Genomic DNA, 26,823 nt, shown 5'->3' with positions numbered 1-26,823 from the left:
GGAGCCGCACCGGCCCGGCGCACGCACTCACCGGCGTGCCCGGATGACCGGAAGATGGCCTCCTGCGCCCTCTGGTGGTAGATCATGCTGGGTGCCCGGCATGCGGGGAGGGCCGGGTTGCTACCGTGGGCGACCATGGACCATCGCTCGCGGCTCGCGTGGCTGGACGCGCTGCGCGGGATCGGCGCGATCGCGGTGGTGGGAGAGCATCTGCTGCCGTGGGTGGTGCCCTGGCTGCGGCCGTACTGGTTCAACCTGGGCATCTACGGCGTCCTGGTCTTCTTCCTGGTCAGCGGGTACATCATCCCGACGTCGCTGGAACGGCACGGCGACGTCCGCGCGTTCTGGATCGGCCGCGCGTTCCGCCTCTACCCGCTCTACCTGGCGGTCGCCGCGTTCGTACTGGCGCTGAGCCCGTGGGTCGCGATCCGGGACGCGGTGCCGCGCGACCCGTCCGCGGTGGCCGCGCACGCGACGATGCTGCTGGACGTGGTCGGCGTCGGCGGCGTCACCGACACGATGTGGACGCTGTCGTACGAAATGGTGTTCTACCTGCTGGTGACCGCGTTGTTCACGACAGGAACGCACACCCGCGCCTGGGTGCCGGCCGTGGCGTTCGGCATGGCGGCCGTCGTGGAGGGGCTGCTGGTCGGCGCGGCGCTCCTGACGGGCGCGTGGGTCGCGTGGGCGTCGTGCGGGGTCTTCCTCGCGGGGATGGCGTGCCTGCTCGCCGGCCGGTTCCGCACGGCGGCGGCGTGCGCGCTGGGGGCCATGGCGCTGGTGCTGGTCGCGGCGGGCAGCAGGGTCCCCTGGCTGGGCCTGGCGATCCTCGCGGTCATGTTCGCCGGGACCGCGATCCGCCGGTGGGAGCAGGGCGCCGGACGCCTGTGGCCGGTGGCGGTGACGGCGGCGCTGGTGGCGGTCGCCCCGATATGGGCGATCCAGGGCGGCTGGTGGTGGGTGCGCCCGCAGGTGTGGCTCACCACCGTGGCGCTGGCCGGGGCGACGTTCGCGGGGGCGATGGCGCTGCGCGGCCGGCGGATGCCCCGGGCGCTGCTCTGGCTGGGCCTGGTCAGCTACTCGCTCTACCTGGTCCATCACCCGCTGCTGAAGCTGGGCGTCCAGATCACCGGGGACCTGCGCTGGGCGCCGCCGTCCGCGCAGATCCTCGCCGCCGTGGCCTTCCTGACGCTGATCCTGGCCGTCAGCGCCCTGTCCTACCGGTACGTCGAAAGGCCGATGCAGAACCTCGGACGCCGCCTCGCGACCCGGCGCGTACCGGCCGCCGCCCCCCGCGTCCCGGTGAAAGGGTGAGCGTCACGCCCAGCGCGAGCCGCCGACGGGGGCGCCGGCGAGCAGTTCCTCGAACAGGTGCTCCCAGAGCGGCATGACGACCTCGGGCGCGTAGTCGGCGGCCGTGGCCGCGGCGGCCGCGCCCATGCGAACCCGCAGGTCGCGGTCGGCGACGAGCCGGTCCAGCGCGGCGGCCAGCGCGTCGACGTCGCCGGGCGGGACGAGCAGGCCGTCCCTGCCGTGGGTGAGGACGTCGGCGGGGCCGGTCGGGCAGTCGAAGGCCACGACCGGCAGCGCGTGCGTCATCGCCTCGATCATCACCATCGGCAGGCCCTCGAAGCGCGAGCTGAGCGCGTAGACGGACGCGTCGGCCAGCTCGTCCTGCAAGGTGGTGCTGCGGCCCATCAGCGTGACGTGGTCGCCGAGGCCGTGCTCCTCGATCAGCGCGGCGAGCGCGGCCTTCTTCGGCCCGGTGCCGAACACGCGCAGCCGCCACTCCGGGTGCCGCCGCGCCACCTGGGCGAACGCCGGGATCAGCATGTCGAACCCCTTCTGCGCGACGAGCCTGCCCGCGGCGGCCACGACGGGGTTGCGCCCGCTGGAGTGCCTGCCGTCCCCGGCCTCGACCGCGTTCGGGATCCTCATGATGGGCCCGCGGGGGAACAGCCGGCGGAACTCGCGCAGGTTGGTCCTGGTCAGGACGGCGATCGCGTCGAAGGCGCCGTAGTACCTGGCGATGTCGTGGCGCACGCCCTCGCGGTAGGCGTCCAGGCTCATGTGCTCCTGCGCCACGCGGACGACGCTCTTGTGGCCGCGCCGCGCGGCGATGAGGTTGAGCGCCGGGCGGGTGGTGACGAGGACGCCGTCGCGCAGGGAGGCGACGTAGCCGATGGCGGCCCGCTCGACGGCCTCGGTGAAGTAGCGCGCGGCGAACTCCCCGTGCGGGACGATCTTGCCGCGGATCCTGCGCCACGCGCGGCGGCCCAGGCCGTCCTCGGGGACGCCGTCGCGCTGGTCGGCCAGCGTGGTCAGGGACACGCGCGGGTCGATCGCGAACTGGGGCTCGTCGCGGCGGCGCACGACGCTGACGATCTCGGCCTCGTGGCCGAGGGACGCCATCGCGTTCGCCTGGCTGATCACCGTCCGTATGGTCCCTCCCATGCCGTAGGCGTGCAGGAGCATGTAGCGGATCTTCACGCGGAGGCCGCCGTCCCGGGCAGGTAGCCCCAGGTCTCGCACATCGGCCGCAGGATCTCGGGGACGTCCTCGGGGCGGGGCAGGTCCCTGCCGGGCTGCACGCTGCCGGAACGGATCTTGTCCTTCCAGTCCCCGAGGCCCTTGACCACCACGTCGGGGCTGCCGTACGCGAGCATCGCGGGCTCCCAGGGCAGGTCGAGGAAGGCGCAGAGGGCGCGGGTCTCCTTCTCGGGGTCGGCGGTCAGGTCCTCGTAACGGACGGTCGGGCCGGGCAGCGCCGCCCTGGCCCGCTGCACCGCCTTCATGTAGCGCAGCGCGTCGGCGGCGGCCTCCTCGTGCGTGCGCCTGCCCGCGCCGGCCTCGAACCAGGAGGTCGCGATCGACGCCGGGTGGCGCAGCAGGAAGACGAACCGGGCGTCCGGCCAGCAGGCGGCGATGCGCTTGTAGGCGAAGGCGTTGGCGGGGGTCTTGTCGACGATGTGGCGCTTCCCGCTGCGCACCAGCTCGCGGTGCAGCACCCGGTCCCACAGCAGGTGTTCCAGGTCGGCCTGGTTGTGCCCGAGCTCGGCCATGGCCTTCTCGGCAAGGGCCGTGCCGAACCCGACGGTCAGCCTGCGGACGTGCAGCTCGTGGGGGGCGTGCAGGGCCGGGTGCGCGTTCAGCATCGCGCGCAGCAGCGTCGAGCCGGATCGCACCGGGGACATGACGAAGACGGGCGCGGTCAGCAGCCGGTCGGCGGCGGGGTCGGCGGGCGGGCGCACCAGATCGTCGGGGGCTGGAGCGGCCTTCTCCGCGACGCGTCCCGCATTTCCTACTCGCTTTATCTGAAATCCGGTATATCTACCGAACGCGTTGTGCAACTTGCCCTGCCATGTCATGCAGAGGGAGGTTAGCCAGCGTTCCTGGCAAAAATATGAGAGGTGATCCAATAATGAATGAGGAGTGAATCAAAATGATCGCCATGGATTATTCTCGGCCGCCCCTCTGCAGGGTCGGCCGACATGAACGACGGTACGCACCCACCACCTTCGCCCGCGACGCCGCCGTCACGCATGAACTCGGCCACGTGCTCGAATCGGGCCACAACCAGTGGTCCGGCGATGTCATGGACGAATACCTCGGCTTCAGAGAGGACATCGGCGGCGAGAACCCGGCGTGAGTCCCGGCCGGCCGAGCCGGGGACGTCAGGTCAGCGTGGCCGCCTTGCGCAGCAGCACTGAGCGTTCGCGCTGGTTGGCGCACAGCCGGGCCGCCAGCTCCAGCTCGGCGCGCGCTTCCGGGTGCCGTCCGAGTCGGGCCAGCAGCTCACCGCGTACGGTCGGGATCAGATGCGAACCGGGGAGCCGGTTCGAGGCGATCAGCTCGTCCACGATGGCCAGGCCTCGCGCCGGGCCGGAGGCCATGGCGACGGCGACGGCCCGGTTGAGCTCGACCACCGGCGAGGGCGCGACCCGGCCGAGCGCCTCGTAGAGCACCACGATCCGGTCCCAGTCGGTCGCCTCGACCGAGGGCGCCGCCGCGTGGGTGGCGGCGATCGCGGCCTGAAGGCCGTAGGGGCCGAGGCCGCGCGCCGACGCCTTGGCCAGCGCGGCCAGCCCGCGGCGGATCGCCGAGAAGTCCCACAGCCGCCGGTCCTGCTCGTCCAGCAGGACCGGCGAACCGTCGGGGCCGGTCCTGGCCGGGAAACGCGCGGCCGTCAGCTCGAACAACGCCAGCAGGCCGTGCACCTCCGGCTCCCGCGGCTGCAGCGCGGCAAGCGTGCGGGCCAGCCGGATCGCCTCGTAGGCGACGTCGGGGCGCAGCAGCCGGTCGCCGGAGGTGGCCGTCGACCCCTCGGTGAAGATCACGTAGAGGACGCTGAGCACGTCGCCCAGCCGCTCCCGGCGCTCGGCGGCCGGCGGCAGCTCGAACGGCACCCCGGCCGCCGCGATCGTCTTCTTGCCCCGGGTGATGCGGGCCTGCACGGTCGGCACGGGTACGCAGAACGCGCGGGCGATCTCCTCGCTGGACAGGCCGCCGACCACGCGCAGGGTCAGCGCCACCCGGGCCTCGGGGGAGAGCACAGGGTGACAGCTGACGAACATCAGCGCCAGCACATCGTCATCGATCCTGTCGAAATCGATCTCTTCGTCGAGCGCCGGGCCGGCCGCCGAGTCTGCCGCCAGGTCGGCCGCCAGCAGGGCGTACCGGTCCTGGAGCGCGGTCCGGCGGCGGATCGCGTCGATCGCCCGACGCCGGGCCGTGGCCATCAGCCAACCGGCCGGATTCGCCGGAGAGGCGATCGGCCACGACACCAGCGCCTCGGCCACCGCCTCCTGGGCCGCGTCCTCCGCCAGCCCGAAATCGCCGGTGAACCGGGTCAGCGCGGCGACGATCCGCGCCGACTCGATCCGCCAGACGGCCTCCACATCGGCCGCGCCCATCAGATCCGGCCGTCGCTCTCGCGACCGGCCCGGCCCTTGATGATCACTCGCCGGCCTGCGGGACCTCGTCGCTCCCGGGCACCCGCCGGACCTCGACCTTGGCCCCGGGGGCCGCCGGGACCCGCTTGGCCCACTCGACCGCCTCCTGCTTCGAGGCGACCTCCAGCAGGAAGAAGCCCCCGAACAGTTCCTTGGTCTCGCCGTAGGGCCCGTCCGTGACCACCGGGACCTCGCCGCCGAAGTCCACCACGACGCCCTGGGCCGGATCGTCCAGCCCTTCCGCCGCCAGGAGAACGCCGGCCTTGACCATCTCCTCGATGAAACGGCGGGTCGTGGCCATCATCTCGTCGATGTCGGCCATCATGGCCGCGTTCGACTCGTCGGTGCCCCGCATGATCAGCAGGTACTTCGCCATCGCGTTCTCCTCGTCCGGCGGGGCCGCCTCTCGGCCCTCGCACCCACACGTCGAACGAGCGACCCGCGGATCGACACGGCCCCGGAGAATTCTCTCGCCGCGACGCCGCCGATCCCTGCGACCGCGTCTCGCCCGTCCCGATGATGTCGTCGATCAGCCGCGTCCGTCTCGCCGCACGGACGCGCGTCACCGGTGCCTTCCGGCCCGGCGGACCGGGCACTATTCTCAACTCTTACGTCGACGTCAAACTTGGAGGGCGCATGCGCATCGGGGAGCTGTCCCGGCGGACCGGGGTCAGCGAGCGGGCGCTGCGCTACTACGAGGAGCAGGGCCTCCTCGAACCGGCCCGCCGCCCGAGCGGCTACCGCGAGTACGGCGAGCGCGACGTGAGCAGGGTGCGCCGGATCAGGACGCTGCTGGCCGCCGGCGTCGGCACCCCGATGATCGCGCGGATCGTCCGGCTCCTGGATCAGCACGAACCACCACGAAGCCCCGAGGAGCAGCGGACGCCTGCCGCGCCGCCCGCCGGCCCCGGCACGCCCGCCGCGCCGACGCCCTCCTCACCGGCCGCGCCTTCGCCCGCGCTGCCCGCGGAGCTGGTGTCGGCGTTGGAAGACGAGCGGGACCGGATCAGCGCCGCGATCGGCGACCTGGCCGCCGCGCACGCCCTGCTGGAGTCCCTGCCGGCCCCGCCCGCGCCGTCCCCCGCCCGGCCGAGGTCGTCCCCTGCCCCGCCGCCCCCGTCCCCCGTCCCGGCGGCGCCGTTCCCTCCCCCACCGCCGATGCCCGTCCAGGAGGCCGCCGCGGGGACGGATCGGGCCGAGATCGGCGCCCGGGTCCGCGACCTGCGGACCGCCCGGGGCATGACCCAGCGTGAGCTGGCCGGGGAGCGTTACAGCCGGGCCCTGCTCGCGGCCGTCGAGGCCGGGACCAGGTCGGCGACGGCGGACCTGCTGGCCTACCTGGCCGAGCGCCTCGGGATCGGGCAGGACGAGCTGCGGTTCGGCCGTCCTCCGGGGGCCGCCGAGGCGCTGCGGGCACAGCTCGAGGAGGCCCGGCGCCGGTCCTGGCAGGGCGATCATGCCCAGGCGATGGCGATGGCCGCCGAGGCCGAGACCAGGGCCGAACGCTACCGACTACCCGGCTTGGTGTGTTACGCGCGGTTCTGCCAGGGGGAGGCGCTGCTGCGCGCGAGCGACGTCTCCGGCGCGCTGGTGGTGCTGCGGCGGGCGGCCGAGTCGCACGATGGCGGCGTGCTGGACGACGCCGGGGTCCTGGGTGCGCGCGTGCGGGCCCGCATCGCCGCGTGCCTGTTCGTCTCGGGCAGGCTCGGCGCCGCGGTGGCTGAGGCGGAGTCCGCGCTCGGCGCGCTGCGCGCCACCGGCGCCTCCTGTCCAGACGCCGAGTTGTGGCTGCTCACCGCGTTGATCCACCCGTCGATGGAGCTTGGTGCGCTGGAACGTGCCTGGCGGCTCGTGAACGAGGGGGCCGCGCTGCTTCCGCACGCGAGCGACAGGGAGGCCGTCGCGAACTTTCTCATGCAGGCGGCCCAGGTATGGGAGGTGCGGGGCGAGGCACGGGAGGCCGAGCGCGCGCTGACCGAGGCGCTGGACATCTTCGGAGAGCTCGGCATGCGGTTCGAGATCGCGCAATGCCACTGGGGACGCGGATACGTCCTCATGCCGCAGGGTCGGCTGGAGGAGGCGCGCGAGGAGCTCGTCCGGTCCCGCGAGATCTTCGACCTGGCCGGGTCGGCGCACGGCTACTCAGGCGCGACGGTGGTGCTGGCCGATGTCCTGACGCTGCAGGGCCGGACCGATGAGGCGGCCGCGATGTGCCGGGAGGCCGCCTCGCTCGCCCAGGCGGTCGGGTACCAGGAGACCGTCGCGACGGCGCACCGGCTGCTCGCGCAGATCACGGCCCAGGAGGGCGACGCGGAGACGGCGGAGGAACTGCTGGCCGACGCGGTCGAGCGGTGCGGCAGGGCCGGGCTGAACCGGGAGCTGGTCGTCTCCTGCCGCGTGTACGGCGAGCTGCTCGCCGGCCAGGGACGCCTGGAGGAGGCGGTGGCCGTGCTCCGCCGCGGCATCGCCGGCATCACGGGCTCAGGGTGAGACTGCGAAATTTCGGGGCGAAGGACTGAAATTTCGAGTGTTGACCCCCACTCGGGCATAGCTTTAACTTCCGTGCTACAGGCGATGCAACTTCAGTAAAGCAGCACGAAACATCGCAGCGAACCCTTACGTCTCGCGGAGGACGGATCCCGCTCCCGCTCCGCGTGATGGGCCCCCCGCACCTTCCCAACCCCCCATGCACCGCGCGTCCTCGCACACCGGTCTCCGGCCCGCGTCGCCTGCCATCCGGAGAACCCCCCGGTAGAGGACGGGCATAGCAGGAAGGAACAGCGTGAAACCCCCCAACAAGTCCAGAGCCATGCTCGCGGTCGCCGTCGGCGCCGCTCTCATGGCCGGAGCGCTCACCACCCCGGCACTGGCCGCCTCGGCCGCCCCGCCGGTGAAACCCTCTCCCAAGATCACCGATCCGAAGTCGCTGGCCGTCGCGTCCGCCGACAAGGCCGCCGCCAGCGGACTGGACGAGCTGAAGAAGGGCCCCGAGGAGTCCTACGTCCGCGCCGGCGTCACCTCCGGCCCCGGCGGCATGCAGTACGTCGCCTACGAGCGCACCTTCAAGGGCCTGCCGCTGGTCGGCGGCGACGCGGTCGTCGTCACCGACGCGGCCGGGCGGATCCGCGACACCACGGGCGCCAACGGCCCCACCCCGCGCGACCTGCCGATCGTCCCGCGGATCTCCCCCGAGAAGGCCGCCGCCGTCGCCAAGGCGCGGATGACGCGCGTCGACGAGACGGGGACGCCGCGCCTGGTCGTGCTGGCCTGGGGCGGGAAGTTCCGCCTGACCTGGGAGGTCGCGGTCAGCGGCGTCGCCAAGGGCAAGCCGTCCTCCCAGCAGGTGTACGTCGACGCCCGCACCGGCAAGTACGCCGACTCCTCCGAATCGGTGTGGGCCGGGACCGGCAACGGCAACCACAACGGTCAGGTCACCATCGACACCGGCCGTTCCGGCACCTCGTACACGCTGACCGACCCCAACCGTCCCGGCCTGTCCTGCGGCGGCCAGAGCGGCGGCGCGTACACCAAGAGCACCGACTCCTGGGGCAACGGCTCGGGCACCGACCTGGAGACCGCGTGCGTGGACGTCATGTACGCCGCGCAGCGCGAGTGGGACATGCTCAAGGACTGGCTGAACCGCAACGGCGTCAACGGCTCGGGCAGGACCTATCCCGCGAAGGTCGGCCTGCAGGAGGTCAACGCCTTCTTCTACGGGAGCTACACCAGCTTCGGCCGCAACCAGGCCGGCAACAAGCAGCTCACCTCGATCGACGTGGTCGCCCACGAGTACGGCCATGGCGTCTTCCAGGACACTCCCGGCGGCTCGGGCTCGCAGAACGACAACGAGCGCGGCGGCCTCAACGAGTCCACCGGCGACATCTTCGGCGCGCTGACCGAGGCGTACGCCGGCAACGCCAAGGACACTCCGGACTACACCGTCGGCGAGATGGTGAACCTGTCCGGCAACGGCCCGATCCGCAACATGTACAACCCGTCGGCCGTCAACAACGACCCGAACTGCTATTCCTCCTCGATCCCCAACACCGAGGTGCACGCGGCGGCGGGCCCGCAGAACCACTGGTTCTACCTGCTCGCCGAGGGAAGCGCCCCCGGCGGCGGCAAGCCCAGCAGCCCGGTGTGCTCGGGCGGCGCGGTCACCGGCATCGGCATCCAGAAGGCCGGCAAGATCTTCATGGGCGCGCTGATGCGCAAGGGCTCGACCTGGCGGCACGCCAACGTCCGGGCCGCCTCGATCGCCGCCGCGGTCGAGCTGTTCGGCAACGGCACCGAGTGCGTCACGGTCAAGGCCGCCTGGAGCGCGGTCAGCGTACCGGCGGGCGCCAACGAGCCGTCCTGCCAGGCCGGCCCCGGCGACCAGGACTTCTCCCTGACGCTGAACCCGCCGTCCGGCACCGTGCAGCCGGGACAGCAGGCCACCACCACCGTCGCCACGCAGACCACCGTGGGCACCGCGCAGACGGTCTCCCTGACGGCCTCGGGGTTGCCGTCAGGCGCCACCGCGACCTTCACCCCCGCCTCGGTGACGTCGGGCGGCTCCTCGACGCTGGCCATCTCGACCTCGTCGAGCACCCCCACCGGCTCCTACACGGTGACCGTCACCGGCAGGGGCAACGGCAGCGGAAGCCCGTCCCACACCGCGTCCTACACGCTGACGGTCGGCAACGGCCCCGGCCCGGGCAACCCTCCGCCGGACATCAGCGTGGCCAACGTCAAGACCCACCTGCAGCAGTTCCAGACCATCGCCTCGGTCAACGGCGGCAACCGCCACGCGACCAGCACCGGCTACAGCCAGTCGGTGCTCTACGTCGAGCACCTGCTGCAGGAGGCCGGCTACACCGTCACCCGCAACAACTGCACCGGCTGCACCGGCGGCGCAGGTCCGAACCTGATCGCCGACTGGCCCGGCGGCGACGCCGACCAGGTCATCATGTCCGGCGCCCACCTCGACAGCGTCCAGGCCGGCCCCGGCATCAACGACAACGGCTCGGGCTCGGCCGCGCTGCTGGAGGTCGCGCTGACCCTGGCGCAGAAGAACCCGACGATGCTCAAGCACGTGCGGTTCGGCTGGTGGACCGACGAGGAGCAGGGCCTCAACGGCTCGAAGTCCTACGTCAACTCGCTCAGCTCCACCGAGCGGAGCAAGATCAAGCTCTACCTCAACTACGACATGATCGGCTCCACCAACGGCGGCTACTTCATCAACAACATCAACACCGCCGCCGCGACCGACCTGAAGGCGTTCTACACCGCCCTCAACCTGCAACCGGAGGAGAACACCGAGGGCGCCAACCGCTCCGACGACGCCTCCTTCCGCAACGCGGGCATCGCCACCTCGGGCGTCGCGGCGGGCGCCAGCGCCATCAAGACGTCCGCGCAGGCGACCAAGTGGGGCGGCACGGCCAACCGGGCGTACGACTCCTGCTACCACGCGGCCTGCGACACCACCACCAACATCAACGACACCGTGCTCGACCGGGCCGCGGACGCCGCCGCGTACGCGATCTGGAAGCAGGCCGTCGGCAACGATCCCGGCCCGACGCGTGACTTCGCGGTCGCGGTGAACCCGTCCTCGGGCACCGTGCAGCCGGGACAGCAGACCACCGCGACGATCTCCACCCAGACCACCGCGGGCAACGCCCAGACGGTGAACCTGTCGGCGAGCGTCAGCCCGTCCGGCCCGTCGGTCAGCGTCAACCCCGCCCAGGTCACCTCGGGCGGTTCGGCGACGCTGACCGTGTCCACCTCCCCCTCCACACCGGCCGGAAGCTACACCGTGACCGTCACCGGCGCGGGCGAGACCGGCACCCGGACGGCGACGTACGGCCTGACCGTCACCGGCGGCGGCGGGGACCGTGTCTTCACCAACGACGCCGACTTCGCGATCACCGACAACGGGTACGCGTTCAGCCCGGTCGAGTCGACCGCGACCGGGCAGGCCACCTCCCCGGTGAAGGTGACGGCCACCGTGAACCACCCGTGCTCGGAGAGTCTGAGCGTGTGGCTGCTGCCTCCGGGCGGCTCGGAGTTCATCCCGGTCAAGGACATGGAGTTCGGTGGCTGCACCCCGTGGTCCGGGCCGCGCTCCTTCGACGTCCCGGCGGACTTCCCGGCGAGCGGCACCTGGTACCTGCTGGTCATGGACAACCTCCAGGACGGCAACACCGGCACCCTCGACACCTGGAGCATCGCCCTCTGATCCCGCCTCCGGGACCGCCATGCCCGGCGGTCCCGGAGGCCCGGCCCGGCCGATCTCGCCGAGGCCGCGTCCCCCGGAGCGGGGCGCGGGGCCTTGGCCCGCGTGGGGATGCGGTCGGCCGGGCCTACCTTTTACGGGTCCGCCGGTTGAGGTCGGCGGAGGCAGCGGCGACGCCCAGGTCAATAGCATGAAATTTCGCGTCTTGACGGATTTGTGGGGTGCATCTAGCTTCCGTCCTACGGGCGATGAGACTTGAGTGAAGCACCAAGAGACATCGGAGCGACGCCCCACGCCGCGGTCGAGCACGACCGGGCTCCCGTTCCGCGTGATGGGCCCGCATCTCCCCACCTTTTGATTCGGTGCCCGCCTCCGAGCGCAGTCTCGGGCGCGCGTCGCTTCGTGCCCGAGATCCCCCGGCCAGGGCGGGCACGGCAGGAAGGAAGCGCGTGACACCCCCCACGAAGACGAAGGTCTTACCCGCGCTGGCCGTGAGCACCGCCGTGATCGCCGCCACGCTGACGGCACCGGCGACCGCCGCGACCGCCGCGGCCGGCGCCCGACCGGCCGCGCCCGCCACGCAGGCCGCCACCGTCCCCCCGGCCAACGGCCATGGCTACTACAACGGCCACGTCACCATCGACACCAGCCACTACGGCGACCTCTACACCATGAAAGACCCGCTGCGGCCCGGCCTCGCGTGCGGCGGGCCGGACGGCAGGCCGTTCACCAAGAGCACCGACGACTGGGGCGACGGCACGCTCACCAGCCTGGAGACCGCCTGCGTCGACGTCCTGTACGCGGCGCAGAAGGAATGGGACATGCTGCGCTACTGGCTGGGCCGCAACGGCATCAACGGCCAGGGCCTCGGCTACCCGGCGCGCGTCGGCGTGGTGGACGGGTACCCGCGCTGGAGCGGCTCGTACCTGGCCGTCGGCCCCAGGCAGCCCGGATACCCCCATTACGGCACGCTCGACATGGTGGCCCACGAGTACGGCCACGCCATCTTCGAGACCACCCCGGGCGGCACGGGCTCCGGCAACGAGACCGGCGGCCTCGCCGAGTCCGCCGGCGACATCTTCGGCGCGCTGACCGAGGCCTTCGCCGCCAACCCGAACGACCCGCCGGACTACACGGTCGGAGAGAAGCTGGACCTCACCGGCAACGGCCGTCCGCTGCGGTACATGTACAACCCCTCCCTGAACGGCGACCCCAACTGCTTCTCGGCCGCCATCCCGGGTAGCGAGGTGCACCAGGCGGCCGGCCCGCAGAACCACTGGTTCTACCTGCTCGCCGAGGGCACCAACCCCGGCGGCGGGAAGCCGGACAGCCCGGTGTGCGCGGGCCCGCGCACGCTGCAGGGCATCGGCCTCCAGAAGGCCGGCAAGATCTTCATGGGCGCGCTGCTGCGCAAGACGACCGGCTGGAAGTACGCCAACTCCCGGGCCGCCTCCGTCGCCGCCGCCATCGCGCTGTACGGCCGCGGCCTCGAATGCGAGGCCGTGAAGGCCGCGTGGACCGCCGTCAACGTCCCCGCGGGCGCCAACGAGCCACTCTGCGGAATCGTCATCGACCGGCCGGACTTCTCGCTCTCGCTCACCCCGAGCTCCGGCAGCCTGCTGCCGGGGCAGGTCGTCGCCTCCACCGTGGACACGCGGACCGACACAGGAGTCCCGCAGACCGTCACCTTGACGGCCTGGGGCCTGCCGGCGGGAACCACCGCGAGTTTCAGCCCCTCCGCGGTCACCTCCGGCGGCCGGTCGACGCTGACCATCTCGTCCTCGGCCACCACCCCGCCGGGAACCCGCACCGTAACCGTCACCGGCTCAGGCGACGCCCCCGGCAACCCCACCCACTCGACCACCTACACCCTCACCATCCGGGCCCTCCCGACCCCCACCCCCTGATCGCCGTCCCAGACGGTGCCTGAAGCACCGCCTCCGGGGATTCGGGATGGGTGATCCTGTCCCCGGAGGCGGCGCGCCCCCATCGAACGAAAGGCGATGAGCGCTGATCCCCGGTGAGGGGCGAGATCTGCCGGTTCTCCGGGCGGCGTGATCTGCCACCATGACACGACGGCGCGGCATGGCCGGCGGCACGTGGCGAGATGTGGGGGGCGACCGGATGGACGACGCGCACGAGGACATCGGCAGGCGCGTCCACCGGCTCCGGACCGCCCGCGGCCTCACCCAGCGCGACCTGGCCGAGCCGAACTACACCGCCGGATACGTCTCGTCCGTCGAAAGCGGCCGCCGCACACCGTCGGGCGACGCGCTGCGGCACTTCGCGGCACGGCTCGGGGTCAGCGAGGACGAACTGGCCCTCGGCCGGCCGGTGGACCCGGCCATCGAGCTGGAGTTCGCCCTGGTCGAAGCCATGGCGACCGGCACCGGCCTCGCCGCGGTCGCCGAGCACGCCGCCACCCTCGGCGACACCCGCCGCCAGGCGTGGGCCCTCCTCGCCTCCGGCGAGGCCGGGCATCTGGACACCGCGGCGCGGCTCCTCGCCGGGGAGCCGCTCCCCGATCGCATCCCGCTCATCCTGGCCCGCGCGGACCGCGCCACCACCGAGTACGCCATCCACCTGCTGGAGGAGGCCCGCGAGGAACTGAGCGCGGCCGGCCACCTGGACCCCGACGCCCGCTACGCCGTGCACAGCGGCCTGGCCGCCAGATACCTCCAGGCCGGGGCGGACGACCGTGCCGCCGAAGCCGCCGACGAGGCCCTCGCGCTGGCCGGCCCGGGCGACCCCGTGACCGTCGGCGCGGGCCACCTCGCCACCGCGCGGGCCCTGCTGGCAGCCCGCCGCGTCACGGACACCGCCGTCGCGCTCGGCCAGGCACGGTCGGCGTACCGTCGGGCGGCGCTGCTCCCGGCGCTGGCGGCCTGCTTCCGCGCCCGGGGCCGCCGCCTCAAGACGACCGGCGACCTGACCTCCGCCGCCGCCGACCTCACCCGCGCCCGCCAGTTGTACGGCGACGCCGAGGAAGCACTCGACGTGAGCGTGGACCTGGCCGAGGTCCACCGCCGCCAGGGCCACCACGCCGCCGCCCGCGCCCTGCTCCTCGCGTCCCTCACCGACCACCCCCTCCCCCAGACCGCCCCGCCTGCCGATCCGGCCGGCGCGCCGCCGCTGTACGTCGTCCGCGCTTACCGGGAACTGGGCCTCGTAGCGCTCGACGAGGGTGACGAGGCCGAGGCCGAAACCCGCCTCCGAGACGCCGTGACCCTGGCCGCACGCCGCAACGCCCGCCACGAACTCGCCCGAGCCGTCGACACCCTCGGCACCCTCCTCACCACCCAGAACCGCATGTCCGACGCCACCGAAGCCCTGAGAACCGGCCTCCTCCACCTGGAACGCATCCTCCACGCGGAGTGACCCACCGCTGTTACCTCGCGATAGATGGTGCCGGTGGTTTCAGGAACTCGTGCGCGCCCCGCAGCCTGGTACCGAGTCGCCGTTGGGTCGTGGCGCAGTCCAAGCGGACGTCCAAGGGGCGGGGCGTGCCGCTGTCCGCCCGCCGCCCTGAAGGCAGCCGGTCCGGGTCGAGTCCGTCACGTCGGGCGATGAGGGATCCCAGTTCGTAGCGGGTCACCGCGTCGGCTCCGGCGACATGGTGAACGCCATGATGGTCGGATGCGGCGAGTTCGAGGAGCGCCGCGGCGAGATCGGTGACATGGACCGGACATCGCACCTCATCCGTGAACAGCATTCCACTCGCCCTGCCGGTCGCCAGTGCATGCACGAACGCCTCGTGCGAAGAATCGCCGTCACCGACGATCAGGGATGTCCGGGCGATGACCGCGGTCGGCGCGATCGCGCTGATCGCTGTCTCGGCGGCGGCTTTGGCCGCACCATACGGGGTGATCGGGTCAGGGTCGCACGTCTCGTCGTAGTGAATGGCGGCGCCGGAAAAGACCGCGTCGCTGGACACATGAACCAGACGCGCGTCCGCCGCGGCGGCGGCGAGGGCCACGTTCACGGCGCCATTCGCGGTGGTCGCCCAATCTGCCTGCCGGTACGCGGCGTTGATGACCACTTCTGGGCGAAATGCGCGGACCAACGTGTCGACGTCTTCTCGTCCGCGCACATCGAGCCGCAGCCACCCGACCCCCGGGGCCTCTCTCGACCTGGTCAGGTACGTCGCGGCCACCTCATGCCCGGCCGCCGGCAACCGCCGAGTCAATTCGCTGCCGAGAAAACCGCTACCACCGACGAAAAGGAACCTCATGGCCGGTCACCATATGCGATAAGGCGTGCCACGACGGCCACGGATTAACGTCCTCTGACATGACATTCATACGTGCCGATGCCTCGCATCGGAAAGCGGGATGATTTGGGCCTGGCGAGACCTACGTCCGCTCCCTACGCTTTTGAGTGATCAATTCCCAACCGCTAAGGAGTTCCCATGCGTCGTCGTATCGCTACAGCCCTCCTGGCCGCCCTCATCTCCATCGGCGCCGCCACCGTGACCGCCGCCCCCGCCTCCGCCGCGGATACCGCCCACTGCTGCTGAGCGAGCCACCGACCAGATACCTCTGCTCGACCACTCCGGCGCGAGATGGTCGGTGATCTGCACGATGAGCACGCGTCCCGCCTCGTCACGGATGAGTGCCCCCGCGGCGGCGCGCACGCGTGCTAGCCCGGCGATGAAGGACGGATCCGGATCGCTCATGTGATGACCGTAACCTGTCCCATTGAGATGGTCACGAAAGCGGCGCTACGGGGTCACAGTAGGGTTACGCGAGTGAGCAGCCTCAGGAGCCCTCATGGTCGTACCTTGCGGGAGCGGGTCGTCCACTACCGCGCGAGCAAGGCGCTGCCGAGAGAGCAGGCCGCCGCGCGGATCTCCGCCTACGTGTACGGAAACATCATCATCTTCGCCGCGATCGTGCCGATGACGCGGGACGACGTGGCGCACGGGCACGCGTTACAGCTGGTGTCCGGCGTGGCGTTCTCGACGTTCCTCGCGCACGTGTTCGCCGAGCTGATCGGCCACAACGCCCGCAGCGACGACACGCCGACCCGTGCCGTGATACGGCACGAACTGCGCGACGCGGGGCCGATCGCGACGACGGCCTTCGTCCCGTGCCTGCTCATGGCCGCGGCCTGGGCCGGCTGGCTGCCCGGGATGACGGCCATCGTCGCCTCCGACGTGTACCTGCTCCTGCGCCTGGCGTTGGTCGGGCTCATCGTGGAGCGGTTACGGTCGAGCCGGGCATCGGCGCGCACTCTGCTCGCGGGGCCGGCGCTCGCCGCGGTGGCCGCCGCGATCGCGCTGCTCAAGGTGACGGTGGGCCATTGAGGCCCGCCCGGCGGTCCTCGGTCAGACGATGACGCTCCACGCGTCCAGGCGGCCGGTGTCCTTGCGGTAGTTGTCGGTCACCTCCAAGACCCAGGTGCCGGCCGCCTGCTGGGTGACCGGGGCCGTGTACCTGCGGGTGCCGAAGGACGTGCAGGTGCTGGTACCGCTGGTCGCCAGCGTGTAGTAGACGCCGTCCGGTCCGCGCAGGCGGATCTGCAGGTCCTCCGCGCAGGGATGGTCGATGGTGACGTCGACCTGGACCGGGGAGACGGCGTTTCCGGTGGCGGTCGAGGTGACCGGGCTGGTGATCGTCGCGTTGTCGGGGATCGGGTAGTCGGCGTCGTTGCGGAACGTCCGCTGTTCGACGGCCGTCGCCACGCGCAATGTGTAGACCGCCGTGTGGGCGGCGGTGGAGCCCGTACCCTTGATCACTACGGTGTAGGAGCCCTCGGGAGTGCTCGCCGAGGTGGTGATGGTCAGCGACACCGAACCGCCCGAGGTGACGGACGCGGGGGTGAACGTCGCGGTCGCGCCGCTCGGCAGGCCCGACGCGGTCAGGGCGACCGTCTGCGGGGCGCCCACGATCGTCCGCGTGGCGACCATGGTGGAGACCGAGCCACCCGGGGGGATGTACCCGGAGTTCGGGGTCGCCCACAGCGAGAAGTCGGGCGCTATGAAGGTGCATTGGGGCTCTGACTGGACCGGGACGCCGACGGCGTTCCACGCGTCCCTGGTGGAAACGCATTCTTGGCTGTTGGCCCCGTACAGCGCGATGGCCGAGGACAGGGACGCGACGCGGGCGATGGCGTAGGTCCAGTTGGCGGGCCTGCGCTGGAGCGCGCCCATGAAGATCTTGCCGGCCTTCTGGATGCCGATGCCCGTGACCCAGGAGGGGCCACGGGGGCAGGTCGGGCTGGACGGCTTGCCGCCGCCGGGGGTCGAGCCCTCGGCCAGCAGGTAGAACCAGTGGGTCAGCGGACCGGCCAACTTGTAGAGGTCGTAGACACCTGTCGCGTAGCAGTTCAGATTCCCTGCCCGCGAGGGGTCGTACATGTAACGGACCGGCCCCTGTCCGACGAGGTTGGTCTCCTCGCCGACCAGGTAGTCCGGCGGGTCCGCGGGGTTGTTGGCGTAGTGCTCGGTCAGGGCTCCGAAGATGTCACCGGCCCCCTCGTCGAGTGCCTCCGCCTCCGGATACGGGTTCGGAGGGTAGTAGCCGGTGATGACGTGGCTGTACTCGTGCGCCACGAAGTCCATCGACGTGACCTGACGCTGGTTGTCCTGGGTGTGGCCGAAGTTGACGTAGCTGCCGTTCCAGTACGCGTTCACGTCGTTCAGCCCGACGCGCGCGGGGTAGCCGCCTCCGGAGCCGTTGATGCCGTTGAAGCCCAGCCAGTCACGCAGCATGTCCCACATGCGCTGCACCCCGTACAGGACGTCCACGCAGGCGGTCTCGAGGTTGGTGCCGAGGCCGTTGCCCCAGATGTCGTCGGTGCCGGTGTAGGCCGCGCCGGTCTGGCCGCCGCATCTGATGCCGGGACGGGTGGTGTCGGTCATCGAGTACGAACTGCCGGAGCCGGCCGTCTGGATGGTGACCTGGCCGTTGTAGTAGCCGTTGCCGGTGCCGGCGCGGACGGCGTCGTAGGATCCGGCGATCTCGCGGGTGCGGGCGTCCACGTACACGTGCTGGATGCTGGGCCGGCCGCCGGCGATGCCCGCCACCGTGGCCTCCCAGGCGAGCCGGGCCTTGGAGGCGTGGGCCAGTACGACCAGGTGCGGGGCGGCGGTGTCGTCCACGCGGTCCAGGCGCGTCCTGGCGGTGGCCAGGGCGTCGCGGGCGGGCACCGTCGCCGTGGTGGGCACGCCGGTGGTGGGGCCGGAGGTCGCGATGGTCTCGCGGACGCGTCCGGCCGAGTCCACGACCACGACCGCGGCGCCGCCGATCACGGGCAGCCCCTTGTAGGTCCGGTCGTAGGCGGCGTAGTAGAGGCCGCCCGCGCCGGGGATGATCCTGGTGCGATGCCAGACCTCGTCGGCGCCCTTGCGCAGGTCGTCCAACTGACCGGCGACGGCCTGGTCCGCCGCCCGCGTGGCGAGGTCGAGCGGGTCGGCGGACAGGGGCCGGGCGGCCGCGCCGGGCGGGGGCTTCACCGCCGAGGACGCGGCGAACGTCGCCGGTGCCGCCGATGTCACGACGGTCAGGCCGGCGGCTGCCGCGATCAAGGCTCTACGCCTCATGCGCGCATCCTTTCTGTGCCGTCCGCCGCCGGAGTCCGTCACCGAGTCCATCGCCGGGCACGCGGACGGCGGGGCCACGCCGCCGGACGTCGCGGGCCGGAAGCGTGAAGGGGTTGGGGGGTGACCGGGTTCACTGCGACCGGGCGGCCTGGTGAACCGCCCTTTTTCGTGACGCTAGGTGCCGGGTCGCGTTCTGCCTATCCGTAGTGCCATCCGTACATGTACGGGAAAGTCCGCCGAAGGCGGTCAGAGGCCGCCGACCGGCGGTCGAACAGTGATCAGCACACGTGGACGCCGGGGGAGGATGTCCTCCGAGCCTGACGACCGGCCTACTGCGACGCCGTCCAGGCCGGCCGCCGCCACACTCGGGGACGAGGACGTCCATCCACCCCGTCGAGCCTGGCCGGCAGGACGGTGCCGTTGCCCTCGGCGATCATGGTGTGCCACTTGTGGCGCCGCCGCCTGACGGCTTCGGCGAAGAACTCCGGTGCGAAGAACTCGGTGTCGCGAATAAGTTGCGATAGTGGCGATCTCGAACTGTCAGGGGCCGGTGGGCCGCCGATCCTCCCACCGGGACGACGCATGAGCATCGGCCGCTCGGCATCCGACGCCTCCGGATATCGGTGGATCGTTCTGGGGATCGCCACCTTCGCCCAGGCGGCCTCCGGATTCTTCATGCAAGGCATCGGCGCGATCGGCATCTATCTGCAACGCGACCTGCGCCTCAGCACGGCCCAACTGGGCCTCCTCCTGTCAGCCGCGCAGTTCGTTCCGTTGGTCGGGTTGCTGGTGGCCGGGGTGTTGCTCGACCGGTACAGCGAACGTTGGGTCGTCGGGGTCGGGGCGTGCGTGGTGGCCGCGGGGTTGAGCATGGGGAGCATGGCGCCGGGGTACGCGTCCCTGCTTGTCGTCCTGCTGGTGGTCGGCGCCGGATACAGCAGCGCGCAGCCCGGCGGGAGCAAGTCGGTGGCGTCCTGGTTCGGCCCGTCCCGGCGAGGGTTCGCGATGGGCATCCGCCAAGCGGGCCTGCCGCTGGGCGGCGCACTCGCGGCGGCTGTGCTGCCGTTGCTCGCCGAGACGTACGGTTGGCGAGCGACACTCCTGGCCGGCGGCCTCGTCGCGCTGCTCGGCGCCGTCGTCTTCATGGCTTGCTACCGCACACCACCCACCCGGCCCGCCGACCATGGGGTCGCGAGCGGGTCGGCCGGCGCGCCGCCCGGACTGACACGTCGCGGCGGTGGGGTGGGGGACTCGGTCAGGTCGCAGTTCGGGGGACGGGTACGGATGCTGCGCGAGCCGGCCATGGCGAAGATCATGCTGTCCGGGACGAGTCTGATCTCGGTGCAGAGTGGCGTACTCGTGCTCACCGTGCTGCACCTTCACGACACCACGTCCCTCTCGGCCGGCGCGGCGGCCCTTGTCCTGTTGGCGGCCCAGGGCGCGGGGGTCGCCGGCCGCGTCTGCCTGGCGGCCTGGAGCGACCGTGGCAGGTCGGGACGGTACGCCATCGTCATGACCTGCATGGTCGCCGTGATCGCCGGGATGGCCGCCCTGATGACACCCGCGGGGCGGACGCCCGCGACGGCCATCGCTCTCTTCATATGGCTCGGGTTCTTCGGGTACGGCTGGTACGGCCCGTGGGTGGCCTACGTGGCCGAATCGGCCCCCGCGGACAAGACAGGCTTCGCCCTCGGCCTGGCCATGGCCGTCAACCAAGTGGCCGTGATCCTGGCCCCACCCACCCTCGGCCTCCTCAGAGACCTCACTCACAGCTTCACCCCGGCCTGGGGCCTCCCCTGCCTGCTGACCGCCATCGCCTTGACCGCCACGGCACGAGGACGACACCGCGAACCCTGACCGCGTCGCGAAAGGCCGTGGCTCCGTGCGTGATACCGGCCGGAGTACCGTTCCCGGAGGGGAGGCGAGTGTCATGCGTGCCGCTTATGTCGAACGGCTCGGGCCCGTGGACGCGATCCGGTACGGGGAGTTGCCCGCTCCGGTGCCCGGTCCCGGGGAGGTGCTGGTGCGCGGCATGGCGACGGCCGTCAACCGGGTGGACACGTTCGTGAGGACGTGTGACGAGCATCCCGCAGGCCGTCGAGGTGCCGTGTGCCGAACGAGTTGACCATGGGACGTGAACCCCGACACAGTCGTGCGTATGGGTCCGGAAGAGGTGCTGGAGAGCCCAGGTACGCGGTGGAGCCCGGTGGTGCCGGTCGTCGTGGTGCTGCTGCTCGTCGCGCTCGGCGCGGGGGTGTGGTTCGTACGGCGTCCACCGGCCGGGCCGCTGCCACCCCCTGATGCCCCGTGGCCGGCGTCGGGAACGGCGACGGTGTACCTGTGCAAGGAGAACAGCGCGCTGAACACCTGCGGCGAGGATGAGGCCACATCCGCGCAGCGGCTGGCGATCGAGCGCACCTTGCGGGGCCTGCCCGAGGTGTCCGCCGTACGGCTCAAGTCGCGCGCGGAGGCGCTCGAGGACTTCAAGGCCTCGGGTATGAGCGACCGGCTTCCCTGGGAGGTGCGCGAAACGGATATGCCGGAATCCTTCGCGGTGAATCTGACCGCGACGGGCGACTTCTCGCGGAAGGTCGAGAACATGCCCGGGGTCTCGAACATCTACGTGAACGGGACGAACTTCTGGGCCGGCAAGACCAACGTGGCCGTCTGGCTCTGCCCGGAGAAGCCAGTGGTCAAGGAGTCACGGTGCGTCGGGCGCGGCGCGGCGAGCGCGTCCGAGCGGACCGCCGTCTACCAGGCCCTCAGCGCCCTGGACGGCGTCGGCCCGATCTACCTGGAAGATCGTGGGCACGCCGCGAAGAACGTCATGTGGGTGATGGAGACCCACCCGCCAGGCACCACGAAACCCCTCCCCTACATCCCCGAGACGTTCCACCTGCTCCTCGACGCTCCCGACGCGGTCGCCCGCGTGGAGCGGGCGGTAGGCCATCTCCCCGGCGTCTACGACGTCGGGAAAGAGACTTCCCACTAGGGGAGTTCGGCGCCTATGCGCGCGGGTTCCGTCCGGACCGCGACCCGTCCGCCACGGCGCGGCGTCGCGCGCGCCGGCGGATGGGGCCGGGTCAGCCGGGGACCTCGGCCCGCTCGTTGGGGACACAGTGGGTCATCCGGAGTCCGGCCACGTCGCGCGGCCCGTTGTCGCCCAGATTGGCCAGCCGGACTCGGTCCTCCTCTGTGAGCACCTGGCCCGGCAACGGCTCCAGGGTGGAGACGTCCGCCACGGAGACGCCGATTCCCTCACCGACGCGCAGTCCCAGCTCGTCCTCGACCATCAGCAGGTGCCAGATCATGCGTTCCCGGATCGGCCGGTCGCACGCCGACAGCGCGACGGTCAGGTTGTTCACGAGGTCGTCGCGCTCCCACTGCTCCATCAGGCGGAACCGCTGCCCGGCCTGCTTGTAGTCGTTCGTACGCGTGATAGGCGTCCCGGTCAGGCGGCCGTGGTACTCCGGTCCGCGCGTGTCGTGCGGCGGAGGCGGCGCGGGGGTCAGCCCTCCGAGGACGGAGGGCGAGTAGTTGACATGCGGGTTCGGACCGCCGGGATCCTGGCGCAACAGCGCCTGAGAGTCACGCTGGTTGGTGTGTATCTGGTTCTTCGGCCTGTTGACCGGAACCTGCTGGTAGTTGGGGCCGATGCGGTAACGCTGCGTGTCGCCGTAGGCGAACGTGCGACCCGTCAGCATCTTGTCCTCTGACAGTTCGAGCCCGTCCACGATCACGCCGGCGCCGAACGCGATCTGCTCGGATTCCGTGAAGTAGTCCTGGGCGTTCTGGTCGAGCACCAGGCGTCCGACCGGTTTCGGGGGGAAGATCTCCTCCGGCCACGCCTTGGTCGCGTCGAGCGGGTCGAAATCGAGTTCCGGGTGCTCGTCGTCGCTCATCACCTGCACCCGCATCTCCCACTCGGGGAATTCACCGTTCTCGATCGCGGCCTGCAGATCCTTGGAGGCGTGGCTTAGCTCAGTGGCCTGGATCCTGGCGGCGTCCTGCGCGGTCATGCTGCGCACGCCCAGCTTGGGAATCCAGTGGTACTTGACCAGGAATGTGTCGCCCTGGTCGTTGACCCACTTGTAGGTGTTGACGCCGAACCCCTGCATGTGGCGAAGGTCGGACGGCAGGCCCCGCGGGCTGAACAGGTTGACCAGCAGGTGCATGCTCTCGGGTGTCAGCGACAGCAGGTCGAAGGCCCGGTTGGGGTCCTGGTGGAACGTCACGGGGTCGGGCTTGAAGGCGTGCACCACGTCGACGAACTTGGCCGGGTCACGGATGAAGAACACCGCCAGATTGTTGCCGACCAGGTCCCAGTTGCCGTCCTCGGTGTAGAACTTCACGGCGAAGCCGCGAACGTCGCGGGCCGTCTCCTCGGACTCACGTCCGCCGATGACCAGCGACAGACGCACCGCCACCTCGGTGCGCTTGCCCCGCTCCTGGAACAGTTTGGCGCGGGTGTAGCGGGAGATCGGCTCCTCGCCCCAGGTGCCGTAGGACTCGAAGTGGCCGAACGCGGTGAATCCGCGTGCGTGAACGACCCGTTCGGGGATGCGTTCGCGCGTGAAATGGCCGACGCGTTCCAGGTAGCTGTAGTTCTCCAGCGTCGCGGGCCCGCGATCGCCCACCGTACGCAGGTTCGTGTTGTCGTATATGGGGTGGCCTTGACGGTCGGTCATCGTCAGGTGGCCGTCGCCGTGGCTGGTGGGTCTCCCGGTCTTGGTCATGGCGCCCCCTTGAGAACCGGCCCGTCCCGCACCGTCATTGCCACTGGTGAGCAGCGGAAACAACGGTTGGCCAACCTTGACCTGGCGATGATGTGACCGGTGTCGGACGCGTCCCGTGGAGGAGACGCTCGTGTTCTAGGTGCGCGTGGGGTGGCGGGCGAGGAGTTCGGCGCCGATGCGTGCGAGTTCGGCCCGGACGGACGGGGGGTCGAGGACGTCGATCAGGGCGCCCCAGCCGGCGAGGTGGCGGGCGATGTCCAGCGGGGTCGGGGCCGCGAGGCGGACGCGGACGCGGCCCTGGTCGGGGTCGCCGTCGGGGTGGCAGTGGCGTCCGAACTGGTCGCGCAGGACCGGCAGGTACCGCTCCTCGACGGTCACCGTCGCCCAGGTGCGCGAGCGTCGCCGCTCGATCTCCTCGACGACCTCCTGCCAGGCGGTGGCGAGGGCGAAGTCGTCGGGGCGCTCGGCGGGCTCGTCGGTGGTCTCCGCCGTGATGATCCGGTCGATGCGGAAGGTGCGCCGTCCCTGGCCGGTTCCGGCGAGGAGATACCAGATGTCGTCCTTGTCGATCAGACCCCACGGGTCGACCAGCCGCTCTCCGGGTTCCCGGGCGCGGCCCGCGTAGGTCAGGCGGACCTTGCGGCGGCGGACCACGGCGGTCTGCAGCAGGTCCACGATCTCGGGCCGGAGACGGTCGCGCTCTCCCCACCCGGCAGGGTCGATCATCGTGGCGTCGGTGGCGGCCTGGGCGTCGGCGCGGAAGGTGCGGGGCAGCGCCGTCACGAGCTTGCGCAGCGCCGCTCTGGCCTCGGGCGAGACGGCGGCGGGGCCGGCGAGCAGGAACAGCGCCTGCGCCTCGGCCGCCGTCAGGCCGCTGAGGTCGGTGCGCGCTCCCCCGACGAGGGACCAGCCGCCGCCACGGCCGGGCTGCGGGTAGACAGGGACGCCCGCCGCCGCGAGCGCCTCCAGGTCGCGGCGGGCGGTGGCCACCGAGACCTCCAGTTCGGCGGCCAGCTCGGCGGCGGTCACCCGGCCGCGGGTCTGCATCAGCAGCAGGACGGCCACCAGACGGTCAGCGCGCATGACTTGAGATTCTCCCGCAAAGTGCTCATAAGGTGAGCACTTTGCGGTGAAGCATGAGTGATGTCACCCGGTGCGAGACGGCATCCGGGATGTCGCCCGACGAGGGTCGTCATCCAGACAGGGGACACACCCATCGGGCGACGCCACCGCGAAACGCCCTGCCGAGAAGGGAAACCATCCGATGTTGCGAGGTCTCACCACCGTCAGCTTCTTCGCCGACGACGTCGCCGCCGCCGCCCGCTGGTACGCCGGGCTGCTCGGCATCGAGCCGTACTTCACCCGCCACGCCGAGGGCAGGCTCGCCTACGCCGAGTTCCGCGTCGGCGACCACGAGGACGAGCTCGGCATCGTCGACAGCCGTTTCCTTCCCCACCCTCCGGCCAAGGAGGCGGGCGGCGCGGTGGTCTACTGGCACGTGGACGACCTTGAGGGGGCCTTCGCGCGGCTGCTCTCCCTGGGCGCCACGGAACACCAGCGGCCGATCGAACGCGGCCCCGGCTTCGTCACCGCCTCCGTGGTCGACCCGTTCGGCAACATCCTCGGCGTGATGTACAACGCGCACTACCTGCAGGTCCTCGCGAGTGATCTCTGAGAGGAGGCGTACCCGGTCGCCAGGGCCGGTTCAATCGCCCGTGTGGACCGCGCGGTAGGCCCGTCTCCCCGGCGTGAACGCCGTCGAGGAAGAGCCTTCCCACGAGGGGGAGCGGGCGAGGAGTCCGGCGCCTACGCGCGCGGGTTCCGTCCGGGGCGGGTCGGCGACGCGGAGGCGCGCGCCGCGGCCGGTGGCTTCCAGGCGGCGAGGGCGTGGTCGGTGAACAGGCCGCGGCGCAGGATCATGCGACTGCGCATGTGCTGCTCGGCGCGCAGCTCCGAATCCGCCCCGCCGGCCGACATGTCGCCCATCAGGATGGCCAGCAGCAGGTCGTGCAGCTCGATTCCGGGACGCAGCACGCCGGACCGGACGCCCTCCTCCACCAGCGGCTGGAACGCGGCCGCGGTGCGCTCGGTGAGACCGGCGAAGACCGCCGCGTCCGAGCGGGACAGCACCGGCGTGATCGACCCGCTCGACGCCTGCAGGTCGAGCAGGAACTCGAACAGGTCGATCACCCCGTAGGGGCTGCCCGCGAGTTCGGCCGCGCGCCGTTCGATGAGGTCCAGGCCCTCGGCGTAGATGGTGGCGGCGAGGTCCTCACGGGTGGCGAAGTTGCGGTACAGCGTCGTCCGGCTCACGTTCGCGGCGCGGGCGATCTCCTCCAGGGCCACGTCGTGTCCGTGCGCGGCGAAGGCCGCCCGGGCCGCGGCGAGGAGGCGGGTGCGGTTGCGCGCCGCGTCGCCCCGCTTGGCAAGGAGGACGTGCTCATCGGGATCGGCCGGCATGCGTGAATCGTAGCCGTTCCGTACAGCGGTGTACGATTCCGCCCGGCACATCGCCGGGACCTTGGGCTGGACGGCGGGTACCGATGACCACGCGGGCGCGGGGCGGCGATCGCCGTGCGCGCGCCGGCGCGCTCAGATCATCAGGCCGCCCCCGTTCACGGCGACGGTCTGTCCCGTGATCCAGCTCGCCTCGTCCGAGACCAGGTACGCGATGAGATAGCCCGGGTCCTCCGGCTTGCCCATCCGCCGGACCGGGATGGAGTCGACGAGCCGCTGCACGGCGCTCGCCTCCGCGTCGGACAGCACCAGTCCCAGCGAAACGGTGTTGCAGGTGATGCCGTGCGGGCCGTTCTCGGCCGCCAGGTGCCGCATGAATCCGATCTGACCGGCTTTGGCGGCCGCGTAGGTCGACACGCCGATGTCCAGGCCCTGCTGTCCCGCTCCGGAGGTGATGGTGACGATCCGGCCGTGGCCACGGTCGATCATCCCGCCGATCACCGCCTTGCAGCAGTTCAGCATGCCGTACACGTTCACCGCGAAGGGTTTGCCCCAGGAGTCGGCCGACATCTCGGAGAAGGGCGCCATCGTCATCGGGCCGTCGGGCCCGGCGTTGTTCACCAGAATGTCGACGCGACCCTCGTGCGCGGCGATGTCGGCGACCGCCGCGGTGACCGCGTCGAAGTCGGATACATCGAAACTCAAGGGGCGGGCGGCGCCGCCGGCCGCGACGATCTCCTTCGCGGTGCGTTCGGCGCGGTCGGCGTGGAAATCGTTGACCACCACCGTGGCCCCCTGCGCGGCGAGCACGCGGGCGATGCCCGCTCCGACGTTCTGCCCCGCGCCCGTCACCAGCGCGACCTTGCCGTCCAGCTCGAACATCTTCGTCCTCTCGTCCATGGCCACATCGCATCCGTA

The 26,823-nt window shown here is 71.3% G+C and carries 19 protein-coding genes and 1 pseudogene; 10 read left to right on the top strand and 10 right to left on the bottom strand.

The window, feature by feature from the left end; all coding sequences use genetic code 11:
- Positions 1–135: 135 nt before the first annotated feature.
- Positions 136–1,314, top strand: coding sequence for an acyltransferase family protein (locus BJ981_RS18930; protein WP_184612640.1), 1,179 nt, complete (start codon positions 136–138; stop codon positions 1,312–1,314).
- A 3-nt stretch (positions 1,315–1,317) separates the two neighbouring features.
- Here the strand turns inward: BJ981_RS18930 and BJ981_RS18925 are convergent, their stop codons facing one another.
- Both BJ981_RS18925 and BJ981_RS18920 read right to left on the bottom strand, forming a co-directional pair.
- The gene (locus BJ981_RS18925) at positions 1,318–2,490 is read right to left on the bottom strand and encodes a glycosyltransferase family 4 protein (RefSeq protein ID WP_184612639.1); all 1,173 of its coding nucleotides are present in this window, start codon (positions 2,488–2,490) and stop codon (positions 1,318–1,320) included.
- A complete protein-coding gene (locus BJ981_RS18920; RefSeq protein ID WP_184612638.1) occupies positions 2,487–3,368 on the bottom strand; it encodes a sulfotransferase family protein in 882 nt (293 codons plus the stop codon). Before BJ981_RS18920 ends, BJ981_RS18925 begins: the two co-directional genes overlap by 4 nt.
- A gap of 74 nt (positions 3,369–3,442) precedes the next feature.
- Here BJ981_RS18920 and BJ981_RS18915 point away from each other — a divergent pair, with 74 nt between their 5' ends.
- A complete protein-coding gene (locus tag BJ981_RS18915; RefSeq protein WP_184612637.1) occupies positions 3,443–3,649 on the top strand; it encodes a hypothetical protein in 207 nt (68 codons plus the stop codon).
- Positions 3,650–3,674: 25 nt separating this feature from the next.
- Here the strand turns inward: BJ981_RS18915 and BJ981_RS18910 are convergent, their stop codons facing one another.
- On the bottom strand, positions 3,675–4,913 hold the full coding sequence (locus tag BJ981_RS18910) for an RNA polymerase sigma factor (RefSeq protein ID WP_184612636.1): 1,239 nt from the start codon (positions 4,911–4,913) through the stop codon (positions 3,675–3,677).
- Positions 4,913–5,328, bottom strand: a pseudogene (locus tag BJ981_RS18905) (YciI family protein). The gene BJ981_RS18910 and the pseudogene BJ981_RS18905 overlap by 1 nt, the downstream one beginning before the upstream one ends.
- Before the next feature lie 260 nt (positions 5,329–5,588).
- Between BJ981_RS18905 and BJ981_RS39235 the strand changes: the two are divergent.
- The 4 genes from BJ981_RS39235 (at position 5,589) to BJ981_RS18885 (ending at position 14,547) form a co-directional block, all read left to right on the top strand.
- Positions 5,589–7,442 carry a MerR family transcriptional regulator gene (locus BJ981_RS39235; protein ID WP_184612634.1) on the top strand — a complete coding sequence of 618 codons (1,854 nt, stop codon included), beginning with the start codon at positions 5,589–5,591 and terminating at the stop codon, positions 7,440–7,442.
- 292 nt (positions 7,443–7,734) lie between these two features.
- Positions 7,735–11,172, top strand: a complete 3,438-nt coding sequence (locus BJ981_RS18895) for a M28 family peptidase (protein ID WP_275422298.1) — start codon at positions 7,735–7,737, stop codon at positions 11,170–11,172.
- A gap of 446 nt (positions 11,173–11,618) precedes the next feature.
- Complete coding sequence (locus BJ981_RS18890; RefSeq protein ID WP_239139223.1) at positions 11,619–13,076, top strand: M4 family metallopeptidase; 1,458 nt, start codon at positions 11,619–11,621, stop codon at positions 13,074–13,076.
- Between the two features lie 160 nt (positions 13,077–13,236).
- Positions 13,237–14,547 (top strand): helix-turn-helix domain-containing protein, encoded by a 1,311-nt coding sequence (locus BJ981_RS18885; RefSeq protein ID WP_184612633.1) that lies wholly within the window; start codon positions 13,237–13,239, stop codon positions 14,545–14,547.
- Positions 14,548–14,557: 10 nt separating this feature from the next.
- Here BJ981_RS18885 and BJ981_RS18880 read toward each other — a convergent pair whose 3' ends face one another.
- Positions 14,558–15,400, bottom strand: a complete 843-nt coding sequence (locus BJ981_RS18880) for an SDR family oxidoreductase (protein WP_184612632.1) — start codon at positions 15,398–15,400, stop codon at positions 14,558–14,560.
- 516 nt (positions 15,401–15,916) lie between these two features.
- On the opposite strand from BJ981_RS18880, the gene BJ981_RS18875 reads away from it, so the two are divergent.
- Positions 15,917–16,474, top strand: a complete 558-nt coding sequence (locus tag BJ981_RS18875) for a hypothetical protein (protein WP_204070242.1) — start codon at positions 15,917–15,919, stop codon at positions 16,472–16,474.
- Positions 16,475–16,495: 21 nt separating this feature from the next.
- Here the strand turns inward: BJ981_RS18875 and BJ981_RS18870 are convergent, their stop codons facing one another.
- Positions 16,496–18,712, bottom strand: coding sequence for a M4 family metallopeptidase (locus tag BJ981_RS18870; RefSeq protein WP_184612631.1), 2,217 nt, complete (start codon positions 18,710–18,712; stop codon positions 16,496–16,498).
- A 582-nt stretch (positions 18,713–19,294) separates the two neighbouring features.
- Here BJ981_RS18870 and BJ981_RS18865 point away from each other — a divergent pair.
- Complete coding sequence (locus tag BJ981_RS18865; RefSeq protein WP_184612630.1) at positions 19,295–20,569, top strand: MFS transporter; 1,275 nt, start codon at positions 19,295–19,297, stop codon at positions 20,567–20,569.
- Positions 20,570–20,870: 301 nt separating this feature from the next.
- The gene (locus BJ981_RS18860) at positions 20,871–21,704 is read left to right on the top strand and encodes a permease-like cell division protein FtsX (protein ID WP_184612629.1); all 834 of its coding nucleotides are present in this window, start codon (positions 20,871–20,873) and stop codon (positions 21,702–21,704) included.
- A gap of 91 nt (positions 21,705–21,795) precedes the next feature.
- Here BJ981_RS18860 and BJ981_RS18855 read toward each other — a convergent pair whose 3' ends face one another.
- Positions 21,796–23,448 carry a catalase gene (locus BJ981_RS18855; RefSeq protein ID WP_184612628.1) on the bottom strand — a complete coding sequence of 551 codons (1,653 nt, stop codon included), beginning with the start codon at positions 23,446–23,448 and terminating at the stop codon, positions 21,796–21,798.
- Between the two features lie 135 nt (positions 23,449–23,583).
- Positions 23,584–24,531 (bottom strand): helix-turn-helix transcriptional regulator, encoded by a 948-nt coding sequence (locus BJ981_RS18850; protein ID WP_184612627.1) that lies wholly within the window; start codon positions 24,529–24,531, stop codon positions 23,584–23,586.
- Between the two features lie 181 nt (positions 24,532–24,712).
- On the opposite strand from BJ981_RS18850, the gene BJ981_RS18845 reads away from it, so the two are divergent.
- Positions 24,713–25,123, top strand: a complete 411-nt coding sequence (locus BJ981_RS18845; RefSeq protein ID WP_184612626.1) for a VOC family protein — start codon at positions 24,713–24,715, stop codon at positions 25,121–25,123.
- 131 nt (positions 25,124–25,254) lie between these two features.
- Here the strand turns inward: BJ981_RS18845 and BJ981_RS18840 are convergent, their stop codons facing one another.
- A complete protein-coding gene (locus tag BJ981_RS18840) occupies positions 25,255–25,908 on the bottom strand; it encodes a TetR/AcrR family transcriptional regulator (RefSeq protein WP_184612625.1) in 654 nt (217 codons plus the stop codon).
- Between the two features lie 132 nt (positions 25,909–26,040).
- The gene (locus tag BJ981_RS18835) at positions 26,041–26,805 is read right to left on the bottom strand and encodes an SDR family NAD(P)-dependent oxidoreductase (protein WP_204070241.1); all 765 of its coding nucleotides are present in this window, start codon (positions 26,803–26,805) and stop codon (positions 26,041–26,043) included.
- Positions 26,806–26,823 lie beyond the last annotated feature (18 nt).

It is taken from the genome of Sphaerisporangium krabiense (genome assembly GCF_014200435.1).
GTDB lineage: Bacteria > Actinomycetota > Actinomycetes > Streptosporangiales > Streptosporangiaceae > Sphaerisporangium > Sphaerisporangium krabiense.
The sequence above is the reverse complement of the archived record's forward strand: the minus strand, read 5'-3'. Positions and strand labels throughout refer to the sequence as shown.

Coding starts and splice junctions, on each gene's coding strand:
- BJ981_RS18845 (WP_184612626.1), top strand. CDS start 24,713: ATGTTGCGAGGTCTCACCACCGTCAGCTTCTTCGCCGACGACGTCGCC.
- BJ981_RS39235 (WP_184612634.1), top strand. CDS start 5,589: ATGCGCATCGGGGAGCTGTCCCGGCGGACCGGGGTCAGCGAGCGGGCG.
- BJ981_RS18885 (WP_184612633.1), top strand. CDS start 13,237: ATGACACGACGGCGCGGCATGGCCGGCGGCACGTGGCGAGATGTGGGG.
- BJ981_RS18840 (WP_184612625.1), bottom strand. CDS start 25,908: ATGCCGGCCGATCCCGATGAGCACGTCCTCCTTGCCAAGCGGGGCGAC.
- BJ981_RS18835 (WP_204070241.1), bottom strand. CDS start 26,805: ATGGACGAGAGGACGAAGATGTTCGAGCTGGACGGCAAGGTCGCGCTG.
- BJ981_RS18910 (WP_184612636.1), bottom strand. CDS start 4,913: ATGGGCGCGGCCGATGTGGAGGCCGTCTGGCGGATCGAGTCGGCGCGG.
- BJ981_RS18865 (WP_184612630.1), top strand. CDS start 19,295: ATGAGCATCGGCCGCTCGGCATCCGACGCCTCCGGATATCGGTGGATC.
- BJ981_RS18870 (WP_184612631.1), bottom strand. CDS start 18,712: ATGAGGCGTAGAGCCTTGATCGCGGCAGCCGCCGGCCTGACCGTCGTG.
- BJ981_RS18850 (WP_184612627.1), bottom strand. CDS start 24,531: ATGCGCGCTGACCGTCTGGTGGCCGTCCTGCTGCTGATGCAGACCCGC.
- BJ981_RS18860 (WP_184612629.1), top strand. CDS start 20,871: ATGGGTCCGGAAGAGGTGCTGGAGAGCCCAGGTACGCGGTGGAGCCCG.
- BJ981_RS18930 (WP_184612640.1), top strand. CDS start 136: ATGGACCATCGCTCGCGGCTCGCGTGGCTGGACGCGCTGCGCGGGATC.
- BJ981_RS18855 (WP_184612628.1), bottom strand. CDS start 23,448: ATGACCAAGACCGGGAGACCCACCAGCCACGGCGACGGCCACCTGACG.
- BJ981_RS18920 (WP_184612638.1), bottom strand. CDS start 3,368: ATGACATGGCAGGGCAAGTTGCACAACGCGTTCGGTAGATATACCGGA.
- BJ981_RS18915 (WP_184612637.1), top strand. CDS start 3,443: ATGATCGCCATGGATTATTCTCGGCCGCCCCTCTGCAGGGTCGGCCGA.
- BJ981_RS18880 (WP_184612632.1), bottom strand. CDS start 15,400: ATGAGGTTCCTTTTCGTCGGTGGTAGCGGTTTTCTCGGCAGCGAATTG.